This window comes from Streptomyces sp. NPDC037273, assembly GCF_055603625.1.
In genome coordinates this window covers 823,269-835,871 of the sequence record NZ_JBVJVO010000001.1, presented here as the reverse complement: position 1 = coordinate 835,871, position 12,603 = coordinate 823,269, and the positions used below count along the sequence as shown (strand labels likewise).

8 protein-coding genes are annotated in these 12,603 nt (G+C 71.4%); 5 read left to right on the top strand and 3 right to left on the bottom strand.

Annotation, left to right across the window (positions count from 1 at the left end):
* Positions 1 to 74: 74 nt before the first annotated feature.
* Positions 75 to 746, bottom strand: coding sequence for a DUF4097 family beta strand repeat-containing protein (locus ACZ7G1_RS03725; RefSeq protein ID WP_471203953.1), 672 nt, complete (start codon positions 744 to 746; stop codon positions 75 to 77).
* Between the two features lie 464 nt (positions 747 to 1,210).
* Between ACZ7G1_RS03725 and lanL the strand changes: the two genes are divergently transcribed.
* The 4 genes from lanL to ACZ7G1_RS03705 all read left to right on the top strand — a co-directional run bounded on the left by lanL (position 1,211) and on the right by ACZ7G1_RS03705 (position 6,704).
* Positions 1,211 to 4,018: a class IV lanthionine synthetase LanL gene (lanL, locus tag ACZ7G1_RS03720; protein ID WP_470878049.1), complete on the top strand. Its 2,808-nt coding sequence runs from the start codon at positions 1,211 to 1,213 to the stop codon at positions 4,016 to 4,018.
* A 205-nt stretch (positions 4,019 to 4,223) separates the two neighbouring features.
* Complete coding sequence (locus ACZ7G1_RS03715) at positions 4,224 to 4,379, top strand: VenA family class IV lanthipeptide (protein WP_470878048.1); 156 nt, start codon at positions 4,224 to 4,226, stop codon at positions 4,377 to 4,379.
* 139 nt (positions 4,380 to 4,518) lie between these two features.
* Positions 4,519 to 5,790 carry an ATP-binding cassette domain-containing protein gene (locus ACZ7G1_RS03710; protein WP_470878047.1) on the top strand — a complete coding sequence of 424 codons (1,272 nt, stop codon included), beginning with the start codon at positions 4,519 to 4,521 and terminating at the stop codon, positions 5,788 to 5,790.
* Between the two features lie 86 nt (positions 5,791 to 5,876).
* Positions 5,877 to 6,704: an ABC transporter permease gene (locus ACZ7G1_RS03705; RefSeq protein ID WP_470878046.1), complete on the top strand. Its 828-nt coding sequence runs from the start codon at positions 5,877 to 5,879 to the stop codon at positions 6,702 to 6,704.
* A 52-nt stretch (positions 6,705 to 6,756) separates the two neighbouring features.
* Here ACZ7G1_RS03705 and ACZ7G1_RS03700 read toward each other — a convergent pair whose 3' ends face one another.
* Both ACZ7G1_RS03700 and ACZ7G1_RS03695 read right to left on the bottom strand, forming a co-directional pair.
* A complete protein-coding gene (locus ACZ7G1_RS03700; protein ID WP_470878045.1) occupies positions 6,757 to 7,782 on the bottom strand; it encodes a LacI family DNA-binding transcriptional regulator in 1,026 nt (341 codons plus the stop codon).
* 108 nt (positions 7,783 to 7,890) lie between these two features.
* On the bottom strand, positions 7,891 to 10,902 hold the full coding sequence (locus ACZ7G1_RS03695; protein ID WP_470878044.1) for a protein kinase domain-containing protein: 3,012 nt from the start codon (positions 10,900 to 10,902) through the stop codon (positions 7,891 to 7,893).
* 444 nt (positions 10,903 to 11,346) lie between these two features.
* Here ACZ7G1_RS03695 and ACZ7G1_RS03690 point away from each other — a divergent pair, with 444 nt between their 5' ends.
* Positions 11,347 to 12,525 carry an alginate lyase family protein gene (locus ACZ7G1_RS03690; RefSeq protein ID WP_470878043.1) on the top strand — a complete coding sequence of 393 codons (1,179 nt, stop codon included), beginning with the start codon at positions 11,347 to 11,349 and terminating at the stop codon, positions 12,523 to 12,525.
* Positions 12,526 to 12,603 lie beyond the last annotated feature (78 nt).

Below are 12,603 nucleotides of genomic sequence, written 5' to 3'. Positions count from 1 at the left end.
CACTGACAACGCGATCCGAGCGCCTTCGCGGGTCGGGGCGGGTCGGGCGGGGGGGCGCGGCGGGGCGGGGTGGGTCAGAGGCTGCGGGCGGTGATGTTGCCGTAGGAGGTGGTGGCGTGGATGTTGAGCGCGGCCTGGGGGCCTTCGGTGTTGGTGAGGGTGTTGCTGATGCGGCCGTAGGCGGTGCCGGCGTCGAGGGTGGCGGAGGTGCCGCGGGGGGCGCCGATGGTGATGTCGCCGTGCTGGGTGGTGAGGGTGACGGTGCCGCGCTGGGCTTCGGTGACGGTGAGGGCGCCCTTGTGGGTGCGCAGGTCGGCGGGGCCGGTGAGGCGGCCGAGGGTGATGTCGCCGGCCTGGAGGGTGAGGTGGGCGGCGGCGGTCTCGTCGAGCTTGACGGTGGCCTGGGCGGCTTCGAAGGTGACGTCGCCGAGGCGTCCGACGCCGCGGAGTTCGGCGAGGGCGGCCTTGGCCTCGACGCGGGAGCCGGCCGGGAGCTGGACGGTGATCTCGACGGAGCCGGAGTTGCCGAAGAGCTGGTTCTTGGCGGCGGGGGCGGCGATCCGCAGGACGCCGTCGGTGTAGTCGACGGTGATCTGCTCGGCGGCCTTCACGTCGCGGCTCTTGCCGGCGTTGGCCGGGAGGACCTCGACGGTGGTGTCGGCGCGGTCGGCGGCGATGAGGCGGATGGTGCCGGCGGGGATGTCGAGGATGGTGGCGATGGTGGCGGGGGTGGCGAACTGCTGCATTTCTCTGCTCCTTCTCAGTGGCGGGCTCTTTGCCGTCCCACTCTTTCCGATGAAGGAAAAGCTACGTTGCGTTCGAGGCCCTGGCAACGACGTCGTTGCGTAGGAACGTTGAAACCCCAGGTCAGAGCCATGAAATCGTTGCAGTGGCCCTGCGCGTAACGCAACTGACAACCACCCACTCATTGCAATAGCCTGACGATAAACGCCACGATCGCGCAGCTAAGGGGCGCGCCCCTCGTCAGGCGGCGCCCTTCTCAGGAGCTTCGCTCGGCCGGTCCACAGGGTGGCAGGACTGGCACGCGAGGTGTGCGCGGGCGGGCTCGGGTGCGCCGGGCGTGGGTGGGGAGGGGTGGTGGGCGCTGTGCGCTCGCTGAATGAAGTGAATATGACGGGGTGGGTGTTGATGTGGTTATGCCACTGGGCACGTTCCCGCCGGCGGTGCTCACCGTTGGGAGGGATACGCGATGTCGAGCCACACGACCGAGGTCGATCTGCAGGACCTGTTGCGCCGGGCGCTACGGGATACGGGGACAGGCGCGCGGTGGACGGCCGAGGCGGACGAGATGTGGTGCCGGGTGGGCGTCGCCGACGGGCCGAGAGTCGGGGCGGCTCGGCGTGAGCAGGGGTGGAAGCTGCACGTGTCGGCGACGGCCGCTTCCGCGCCGGCGGTGCTCGAACGGGCGCTGGCGGTGTTGTTGAGGGGAGACTCCGGGTTCAAGTTCGCGCGGTCCTTGGAGCAGGTCGGTGCGCTCAACTCCCGTGCGACGCCCCGAGGGAGCTCGGGGAAGTTCATCACGGTGTACCCGTCGTCCGATGCCGAGGCCGCCGTTCTCGCCGGACGGCTGCACGAGGCGACGGCGGGATTGGCGGGGCCGCGGATCCTGTCCGACCAGCCCTATGCCGTACACAGCCTGGTCCACTACCGCTACGGCTCATTCGTCGGCCGGCGGCGGCTGTCCGACGAGGGTCTGCTCGTGTGGTTCATCGAGGACCCCGACGGCAATCCCGTGGAGGACAAGCGGACAGGTCAGTACGCGCCGCCTCCCTGGGCGGTCTCCCCGTTCCCCACGACGGCGGCCGCTCCTTCACGTGCCGGCGCGGGGAAGACCGTCGGCGGGAAGCCCGGTGGAGTCGTACTCGGTGACCGGTTCGCCGTACGGGAAGCGATCCGGCACACCAACAAGGGCGGTGTCTATCGCGGCAGCGACGTCCGTACGGGCGCCCGCGTCGTCATCAAGGAGGCCAGGCCCCACGTCGAGGCCGACACCTCCGGGCGCGATGTCCGTGACTGGCTGCGGGCCGAGGCCCGGATGCTCGAACGTCTGAAGGGCTGGGGGCTCGCCCCGGAGCCGCTGGCGTTGTTCGAGCACGCCGGGCATATGTTCCTGGCCCAGGAGGAGGTGCCGGGTGTGCCGTTGCGCACCTGGGTCGCCGAGCACTTCCGCGACGCGGGAGCCGCGCGCTACCGCGCCGACGCTCTGCTCCAGGTCGCCCGGCTCGTGGACCTGGTCGAGGCGGCGCATGCCCGCGGCTGCGTGCTGAGGGACTTCACACCGGCCAACGTCATGGTCCGCCCCGACGGCGAACTACGCCTCATCGACCTCGAACTCGCCGTTCACGCGGACGACTCCGCCCTGCCGACCCGCGTCGGAACCCCCGGCTTCAGCGCCCCGGAACGCCTCACCGACGCCCCCGTCCACCCCACCGCCGACTACTACAGCCTCGGCGCCACCGCCTGCTTCGTCCTCGCGGGAAAGGTCCCCCACCTGCTCCCGGAGGACCCTGCCGACCTGACCACGGAGCAGCGGTTCGCCGCATGGCTCGCGGCTTGCGCCGGGCCCCTCGATCTGCCGGATGGCGTGACCGGCATGATCCTGGGGCTGACGAGGGACGATCCCGCGGAGCGGTGGGAGCCGGCCAAGGCCCGTGCCGCGCTGCGGGAGACCAATCCGGTACGAGGGCGGTCTCGCGCCGCTGCCCGCCGCCCCGCAACGAGCCCGGGCGCCACAGAGCCCGTTCCATGCGGGGACGAAGCCGGAAGCACCGACGCCGTGGCCGGTCTCGTGGATCATCTGATCGGCTCCATGACCCCCGCCGACGACCGGCGGCTCTGGCCCGTGTCCACCATGGCCGGGGAGAGCGACCCCTGCACCGTTCAGCAGGGCGCGGCCGGTGTCCTCGCCGTCCTCACGCGCTACTTCGAACTCACCGGCGACACCCGCCTCCCCCAGGTCCTCTCCACCGCCGCCCACTGGATCGCGGACCGGACCGACGCCCACTCCCCGCGCCCCGGCCTGCACTTCGGGGGCCGCGGGACGGCCTGGGCCCTGTACGACGCCGGGCGCGCCCTCGACGACCGCGCCCTGACCGACCGGGCGCTCGCCCTCGCACTCGCCCCTCAACAGCCGACGCCCCACCACGACATCACCCACGGCTCCGCCGGCAGCGGCCTCGCCGCCCTCCACCTGTGGCAACGAACCGGTGACGCGCGTTGGGCGGAACTGGCCGTCGAGGCGGCCGACCGGCTGACCGCCGCCGCGCAGAAGGGGCCGGAGGGAGTGGGGTGGGCGGTGCCCGCGGATGCCGGTGCGCTGGCAGCCGGATCACCGAATGGGGGCTCGGCGGGCGGGGCAACCGAGGGCGGGGGCTCTACGGGTGGCTTTACGGAAGGGGGCAAGCGCTACCTCGGCTTCGCCCACGGAACCGCGGGCATCGGCTTCTTCCTCCTCTCGGCGGCGGCCCTCTCCCACCGCCCGGCGCACAGGGAACTGGCCATGCGCGTCGGCGAGGACCTCCTGGCCAGTGCCGTACGGTCCGGCGAGGCGGCGCACTGGCCCGCCCAGGCCGGCGACGTCCCCACGGCGCCGTACTGGTGCCACGGCTCGGCGGGCATCGGGACCTTCCTCATCCGGCTGTGGCAGGTCACCGGGGACGAAAGGCTCGCCGACCTCGCCCACCGCAGCACATACGCCGTCGCCGAACGCGCCTCCCGCGCCCCCCTCACCCAATGCCACGGCCTCGCGGGCAACGGAGACTTCCTCCTCGACATGGCCGACGCCACCGGTGACCCGGTCTACCGCTCGATGGCCGGGGACCTGGCCCACCTCATCGTCCGCGAGAAGGCCGACCGCCGCGGCCACACCGTCTTCCCCAACGAGTACGGGGACGTCTCGACCAGCTGGAGCGACGGCTCCGCCGGAATCCTGGCCTTCCTCCTGAGGCTGCGCCACCCCGGCGCACGTCGTCACTGGACCGTCGAGCCTCAAGCCTGAGCCGCTCGGCCAGGCCCTGCGCGGAGCAGGCCCTCTCGGTGGAGGGGCGGCGGCGGGGCCGTCGGCGGGAGGGCTTGCCGTCGCGGGAGACGGCCGCCACGTGGGCTTCTGCCCGTACACCACAGACCCCCGGCCCTGGAGCGTCCAGGTGCCGGTGTGAGCGGCAGCTGAGCTGCCGTCACTCCGCACAAAGAAGGGAAACACCATGGAAAACCACGACATCGAACTGCTGGCCCAGCTCCACGCCCTTCCGGAGACCGACCCGGTCGGCGTCGACGGGGCGGCGTTCGCCGCCACGTGTGAGTGCGTCGGCCTGCTGACGCTGCTCAACACCGTCTGTATCGGAATCAGCTGCGCCTAGCACCGGCAGCACCATCCGGCCGGCGGCGAAGCCCGGGACCGCCGCCGGCCGGACACCGACGAGCACCACAGCGCGGCCGCCTCGCGGCCATGCGCCGGAGACGAAGACGAAGACGACAACGACGACGAGGACCAGACCGATGCCGCCACATGCCGGTGACGCTTCCGACGCCCCGCCCCGAGCCGCCCTCTTGACGGCTCCGCCTGGGGGAGGCCCTGGCGCTGAGGCGGACCCTCCGGAGTTCGGGTACGCCATCAGTGCGCGCGGGCTCGGCAAGAGCTATCCGGGGGAAGGGTCGGGGAGGGGCTCGGCCTCGGGCACGGGTCCGGGCTCGGGTTCGGGTTCCGGGGCCGACGACGGTGCCACTCACGCCGTACGAGACCTGGACCTGGACGTGCGTCGGGGCGAGACCTTCGCTTTCCTCGGTCCGAACGGGGCGGGGAAGTCCACGACCATCGCCATGCTGTGCACCCTCGCCCGCCCCACATCGGGTAGCGCCACGGTGGCGGGATTCGATGTGCTCGGCAGCCCGCATGAGGTACGTCGGCGGGTCGGGATGCTCTTCCAGCACAGCGCCGTGGACGGGGACCTGACGGCCGAGCAGAACCTGTACATCCACGCGCGCCTGTACGGCACACCGCACCGGCACACCCGCCGTCGCGTCGCCGAAGTACTCGAGACGGCCGACCTGACCGACCGGCGCCGCTCCCCCGTACGCACCCTGTCCGGCGGCATGCGCCGCCGCCTGGAGATCGCCCGCCAGCTCCTGCACGCCCCCTCCGTGCTGTTCCTCGACGAACCGACCACCGGGCTCGACCCCCACGCCCGCGCCCAGGTCTGGCAACACCTGCGGGCCTTGCGCGAACAACACGGCTCCACCCTCTTCGTCACCACCCACTACCTCGACGAAGCCGAGAACTGCGACCGCATCGCCATCATCGACCACGGCCGCCTGGTCGCACAGGACACGCCCTTCGCCCTGAAGGCCGCGATCGGCGACGACCGGGTCGTCCTGCGCACCGACGACGACACGACCGCCCATCACCTCGTACGGGCCCTCGCACCTCCCGACCGCACCGTCACCACGGACTCGGGGGGCATCTCCTTGCGCGTGCCCGACGGCAGCGCCTGGATCCCTCGTCTGTGCGCGGCACTGACGGCACACGGCATCGCCGTCCACTCCGCGTCCGCCACATCCCCCACGCTGGACGATGTCTTCTTCCACCACACGGGGCGCAGCCTGGACGCCATCCAACCGGGGATAGTGGCCGGGCCGATGGGGCCGATGGGACCTATGAGGTCTATGGGGTTGGTGAGATCCATGGGGTCGGTGAGCTCGGTGAGCTCGGTGAGCTCGGTGAAGTTGCCCATGTCGCCCCACAACACTTCGGGGGAGGGAGGTGACCGATGACGGTGTTCAGCTGGAAGGCCCCGGGGGCTGATTCCGCCGCCGTTCCGGCACCTGCGGTGGCGCCGGTTCATCCCCCCGGCGCGTCCGTGGCCCCTGACCGTGTTCGGTCCGGGCGGCTCCGGCACGAGCTACGCGCGATCCACGCGCTCGTCCACCGCGATCTGCTCCGCCTGGCCGGCCAACGCGCTCACACCGCCCTGATGCTGCTCCACCCGGCGCTCTACCTCCTCATCCTCGGGGGCGGCCTGGCCGCGCTGATCCCCCGTTCGCAACTGGGCGTCGACTACCGGACGTACCTCTTCCCCGGCATGCTGATGATGACCGTGCAGACACCGGCGATCATGGTCGGCGTCCGCCTGATCACCGACCGGCAGAGCGGCTACCTACGCGAACTCCTGATGGCCCCGGTCCACCGCTCCACCCTGCTCCTCGGCAACTGCGCCGGGGGCACGCTCGTCGCCACCGTCCAGGGCGCCCTGCTCCTCACCCTCGCCGGGGTGGCGGGCCTGCCGTACGACCCGCTCCTGCTCGCCCTCCTCCTGGCCTGCATGACCCTGGCTTCGTTCACCATCACGGCCCTCGCCCTGGCCCTGGCGGTCGGCCTCCGAAGAGCCGAGACGTTCCACACCCTCCTCGGCCTGGTGATGATGCCGCTCCTCTTTCTCTCCGGCGGCTTCTTCCCCCTCGACGCCCTCCCCCACTGGGCCCACACCCTCACCCACGCCAACCCCCTCGCCTACGCCATCGACCTCCTCCGCCGCTCCATCACCCTCCGCGTCCCCGACCACCCCACCCCCTCCACCCTCGACTGGGGCGGTCACCCACCTCCCCTTCCCGCCGAAGCCGGTCTCCTCCTGGCCGGCGGCATCCTCGCCCTGCTGTGGGCGGCCCGGCGCTTCAACCGACCGCAGTGATACGACGGTTACGCCACCACCGTCGGGTAGGCGGCGGCGACCGAGTGCCCGTTCACGCATGCGGCCCGACGGGGCCGCCGCTGGAGGCGCGGATGACGAGTTCGGGGGTGAGCCGTTCTGTGCGGCTGGGTGTGCCGGACAGGTGGTTCAGGAGTTGGCGGACGGCGACGCGGCCGAGTTCGGTCATGGGGGAACGGACGGTGGTGAGGGGGACGGGGAGTTCGGCCGCGACGGGGGTGTCGTTGAAGCCGGCGATGGCGAGGTCCTGGCCGACGCGGAGGCCGAAGTCGCGGGCGGTGCCCATGGCGCCGATGGCGGCCATGTCGTTCACCGCGAAGAGGGCGGTGGGGAGTTGGGGTGAGGTGAGGAGGGCGGTGGTGGCGGCGCGTCCGCCGGTGGTGTCGAAGGCGCAGTGCCGTACGGCGGACGGCGGGAGGGGGAGGCCGGCCTCGCGGTAGCGGTCGGTGAAACCGGCGGTGCGGTCGGTTCCCGTGCTGGCGAAGGGCTCGCCTGCGATGACCGCGACGTTTCGGTGTCCGAGGTCGAGGAAGTGTTCGGCGACGAGCCGGCCGCCCAGGTAGTCGTCACAGGTCACGGCTGGATGGCCTTGTTCGGTGCGGCGGTTGACGAGAACGAACGGGGTGTTCCGGAGGGCGGGGGTCAGGTCCGCGCTGTCCAGGTGCGCGTCGCCGATGATGAGGCCGTCGACGCGGCGGGCGAGCACCATGGCGATCCGTCGGCGCTGGGTGTCCGGGCTGTCGTGGGTGTTGGTAACGAAGGTGGAGAAACCGCGGGCGGTCGCTTCTTCCTCGATGCCCTCGTAGATCGTGGCGACCACGACTTCGGAAAGGCGGGGGAAGAGGACCCCGATGAGGTTGCTCCGGCGGGTTCGCAGGCTGGCGGCGTGTGGGTTGGGCCGGTAGTCGAGTTCCTCCGCCATGGCCCGGATCCGCTCCGCGGTACGCGCCGACGCCGCACGCCCTCGGGCGTCCGGTGACCCGTGCAGGACCCGGGAAACGGTGGACACGTGCAGCCCTAGCCGGTCCGCGATCCCCTGCAGCGTCACGGCGTCCCCCATGGCGGCCCCCTCCCTCACCTCACCTCACGGACGTACGCGGCGGCGCCCGCCGTGCACGGTTCGGATCATCGCAGCCCGGCCGTCCGGTGTCGTGATCGGCCCGCGTACTCAGCGCCGGCTCCGCGCGTCCAACAAGGCCCTACCCACGACCGGTCGGCCGTCGACCATCCTGCCGACGCGCTGTGCCTGGAGGCTCCGGGTCACGAGGTACACGTCGGGCGAGACCGCCAGATGGGGGTTGGCCACGGAGGCGTGTACGTCGCTTGCGGTGCGCGTCAGGACCTCGGCGAGGCCCCTGACCGTCTCCGGACGCACGGGCGCCGCCATCAGGCTGCGCATCTGCGGGACGCACAGCAGGATCGCCTCCGGCGCCGGGTCGCCGAAGAGCGCGCCCGGCAGCCAGTCGAGCGCCGCGGCACGGGAAGCGACGAAGACATCGTCCGGGTGCCACAGTTCCGCGATCACGTCCCCGTCCTCCGTCTCGGTACGGGTCACCCGTACGCCCTCCAGCTGCGACACGTTACCCACCGCGCTCCGCCACAGACTCTCCAGCTCGTTCAGCCCGAACTGACTCGGGTCGACGAACGAGACGTCATCCCCGCGCCGTATCGCCAAAGCACTCATCAGGCCGGGCAGCATCGCCCGGTGCCCCCGTTCCAGAGCGGGCGGAAAGCGGTCGGGCGGCAGGAACATCGGGTGAACGAGATCCGCCACGCCCAGCGCGCTCCGGTCGGAAGGGGCGGATCTCTGCTTCAGGGGCGCCGCGGTCGAGGAGGGCGTGTGCGCGGATGCCCCCTTCACAGGTGGCGTGCGCGCGGATGGCGTGCCCGCGGATTCCCCGTTCGCGGATGGCGGGCTCGCGGATGACCCCTTCACGGATGGCGTGCTCACGGATTCCGCCGTCGCGGACGCCTCCTCAGCGCCCGTTGACCGATGCGTACGCGTACGCCCCCGCCCTGGCCACCACCGCATGATGCCCCTCCTCGTCCTCGTCCTCGTCTCCCGTACGGCCGATCCCGGCGGCGCCGAACCCTCGCCCGTCGCCGTACGCTCCTCTCCGGCGCCCGCGTCCCGCTCGGCCGCGCGCCGCCGCCACACCTTCGCCTGCCTGATCCACGGAGCGATCCGCGGATGCGTCTCTCCCCAACGGGCAGCCGCTGCCGCGACCACCTCGCCGTACAGCGCTGCCGCGGCCGCGGCGTCACCAGCGTCGCCGGTCCAGCCGGCAAGGCTGGCCTGCGCCTCCAGCGCTTCCAGGCTGTCCGTCCCGTGGTGGGCGCTTGCGCGGGGCACCAGTTCGGCGTACACGTTCCGCGCCGCGACGGCGTCGCCCGAGGCGCCGAGCGCGTAACCCATGCCCTCAAGGGCCGCCAGGGTCAGGTCATGCTCGGGGGCCAGTCGCCGCCCGCACTCCTCGTACAGCGAACGGAATAGCCCGACGGCCTCCCCCGGTGCGAACCGGTGTGCCCAGTAGGCCTGTTGGTTGCGCCACTCGCCGAGCCTCTCGAACTCCTCGGCCGTCCGTGGAGAGTCCGCCGCCAGCAGGACCTGCGCGTACCCGGCGGCCGCGGATTCCACCCGCCCGGATAGGCCGTACAGCTCGGCCAGTTCCGCGCGGGCAGCGTGCAACTCGGCCTCGATAGCTGCGCGTTGTGATCCATCCATCTGACCCTGGCCGGCCATCTCCACCAGCCGCCGGACGACGTCTCCTTGCAGGAGTAGCGCCTCGGCCTGGCTTCCGGCCCGCGCGAGCCAGGAAGCGCGCAGCCTCCGCAGGGCCAGCACCTCGGGGCAGTCGGGGCCGAGCGCCACGGCAGCCGCCTCCACCAGCTGCCCCAGCGCGAACACGGCGCCGGCCGCGTCGCCGGCCTCCCCGCCCCAACGTGCCGCCTCCCCGCGCAGGGCGAGGACGTCGGGGTGCTCGGCACCATAGAACGCGCCTGCCTCGTCAGCGAGTTCCTCGAACGCCTCCTGCAGGACCCGCGCCTCGCCTTGAGGTATGTGGCGCACCCGTACGGCCTGCCCGGCACCCGCCAGTTCAAGGGCCCGCGCCTCAAGTCCTGCGATGCGAGCCCGTAGCCGCCGGTCCCCCGCCCGGTCGAGTACCGCGCCGAGGGCGCGCGCGTCCGGCACGGCCTCCAGGACCGCCTGGGCGTAGGAGTCGACCGCCGCGCGCAGCCTGTCGTCCAGCGGAAAGGGGCCACGGTCCGGCCACAGCAGGGATGCCAGCTCGGGAGGGGTCGGCCGATCCGACGGTACGGGCACGAGGCACGCGGCAACCGTTTCCCGGAGCGCGGACGGCAGCCCGGACAGGTCGGGGCGGCACTCCACCGTCTGCACCCGAAGCTCGACCGCGCCGCTACCTGGCCATGGCAGCCGGCCCGTCGCCGCGTAGACCAGCAGAACCCCGAGGGAGAAGACGTCACTCGCTCCCGTCACTCGGTCGGGATCGGTGAGCTGCTCCGGAGACATGAACCCGGGCGTCCCCCAGATCTCCCCGACCGTGAGGGTGCCACCCTCGGTCCGTGCGATCCCGAACTCGATCACGTGCGGACCGTCGGCGGAGAGCAGTACGTTCCCCGGCTTCAGGTCACGGTGAATGACGCCGGACCGGTGGATACCCTCCAGAGCCAGGGCGACGGCCGCGCCCAGGGCCCGGACCTGATCCTCGGAGAGCGGACCGAGATGCCGGACGACGTGATCGAGGGCGGGCGCGGGTACGAACGCCTGCGCAAGCCAAGGCACCCGCCCTTCAGGATCGGCGGCAATCACCGGCACGACGAACGGCCCACGCACACGCCGCGCCGCCTGCACCTCGCGCAGGAACCGGCGGCGCATCCTCTCCTCCCCCAACAGCTCGGGACGAACGGTCTTGACCGCCGCGAGCACCCCGTCGGCGCCTACACAGAGGTGGACCTCGCCCATTCCGCCCACACCCAGGCGATGGACGACACGGAAGGGCCCGAACTGCTGGCTGGCGCGGGACGCCGACTGCACGGGCGGGACGGGCGGGACGGGCGGTGCTGGCGGTACGGCCAGTGTGGGCGGCGCGCTCGGGACCTGAAATACGCCTCGCGCGGTCTGCGCGAGCAGGTGCCTCGGGTCCGTCACGCGGTCCACTCCCGACACCTCACCTGCACCGCCGGCCTCGCGGCGCGACCCCTCAGCCGCCGTCATTACCCACCCCAACCCCCGTCCCCAACCCGCGTCCCCAACTCCCGACCCCACTCCCCGACCACAAACCCCCGACCACAACCCCCGACCACAACCCCCGCCGCAACCCCTCATCACCTCGGTCAACTACACGACACCGAAGGCTCCTTGGGCACAAACACAGTGGCATGCCCAAACGTTTGGCGCAATCGTTTGGGCATAGCCCCACAGCAGCGCCCTGCACGAGCAACCACGCCTACCCCGCCGTGAGTTCGCGACGATCTCCCCTCACGCATCACCCCTTCCCCCACGTATTGACGGAAGGGTGGTACAGACCTATGGTCTCCGCTCAGCGCACGCATTCACCCATGCGCTTCACGTTCACACACACGAACGGAAGGCCCCCCACTCATGCGCAGAACAGGACTACTCGCGGCTGTCGCCGCCCTCGTCGCCGGTGCCCTCGTCTGGCCGTCAGCACCGGACGCCGAAGCGGCTCCCGCCGTCTTCGCACATCCCGGAGTGAGCGTCTCGCAAGGCCAGTTGGACTTCGCGCGTTCCAAGGTCCTGGCGGGCGCTCAGCCCTGGAAGGGCGCGTACGACCAGATGATGGCGAGCAAGTACGCCGACCTGAACCGCACGCCGAAGCCCCGTGCGGTCGTGGAGTGCGGTTCGTACTCCAACCCCAACTACGGCTGCACGGACGAGCGCGAGGACGCGATAGCCGCGTACACCAACGCGCTCGCGTGGTACGTCACCCGTGACGCGCGCTATGCGCAGAAGTCGATCCAGCTGATGGACGCCTGGTCCGCGGTCATCACGGACCACACGAACAGCAACGCGCCTCTGCAGACCGGCTGGGCCGGCTCCTCCTGGCCCAAGGCCGCCGAGATCATCAAGTACACGTACACGGGTGGCTGGCCCAACTCCGGCCGGTTCGCGACGATGCTGCGCAACGTCTACCTGCCGGAGATCATCAACGGCTCCAACTCCAACGGGAACTGGGAGCTCTCGATGATGGAGGCCGCCGTCGGCATCTCCGTCTTCCTGGAGGACAGGACGTCGTACGACAAGGCCATGGCGAAGTTCCGCACGCGCACCGCCGCCTACGTCTACCTCGCCTCCGACGGCACGCTGCCGAAGACCGTGCCGAGCCAGAACCTCGACACGCGCGACAAGATCGTCAACTACTGGCAGGGGCAGTCGACCTTCGTCACCGGACTCACCCAGGAGACCTGCCGCGACTTCACCCACACCGGCTACGGCATCTCCGCCATCGCACACGTCGCGGAGACCAGCCGAATCCAGGGCCAAGACCTCTACGGCACCGACGTCGGCGAACGACTGCGCCAGGCCCTCGGCTTCCAGTCCAAGTACGAACTCGGCACCGCCGCCCCGAGCTGGCTCTGCGGCGGCTCCCTGCACCTCGGCCTCGGCCCGGTCACCGAAGTCGGCTACAACGCCATGCACAACCGCCTCGGCTTCGGCATGACCAACACCGAAGCCCTGACCCTCCGCAACCGCCCCGCCGGCAGCAACAACCTCTTCGTCGCCTGGGAGACCCTCACCCACGGGGACAACCCCTCCTGACCGGGCATGGCCCGCCTCCGGGAGTCCGGAAGCGGGCCACGCTGGGGCGATCAGGGGGCGGTGCCCCGCGGTGAACAA

Excerpts from the sequence above, each read along its gene's own strand:
- lanL (WP_470878049.1), top strand. The coding sequence starts at position 1,211 with ATGTCGAGCCACACGACCGAGGTCGATCTGCAGGACCTGTTGCGCCGG.
- ACZ7G1_RS03710 (WP_470878047.1), top strand. The coding sequence starts at position 4,519 with ATGCCGCCACATGCCGGTGACGCTTCCGACGCCCCGCCCCGAGCCGCC.
- ACZ7G1_RS03725 (WP_471203953.1), bottom strand. The coding sequence starts at position 746 with ATGCAGCAGTTCGCCACCCCCGCCACCATCGCCACCATCCTCGACATC.
- ACZ7G1_RS03715 (WP_470878048.1), top strand. The coding sequence starts at position 4,224 with ATGGAAAACCACGACATCGAACTGCTGGCCCAGCTCCACGCCCTTCCG.
- ACZ7G1_RS03690 (WP_470878043.1), top strand. The coding sequence starts at position 11,347 with ATGCGCAGAACAGGACTACTCGCGGCTGTCGCCGCCCTCGTCGCCGGT.
- ACZ7G1_RS03700 (WP_470878045.1), bottom strand. The coding sequence starts at position 7,782 with ATGGGGGACGCCGTGACGCTGCAGGGGATCGCGGACCGGCTAGGGCTG.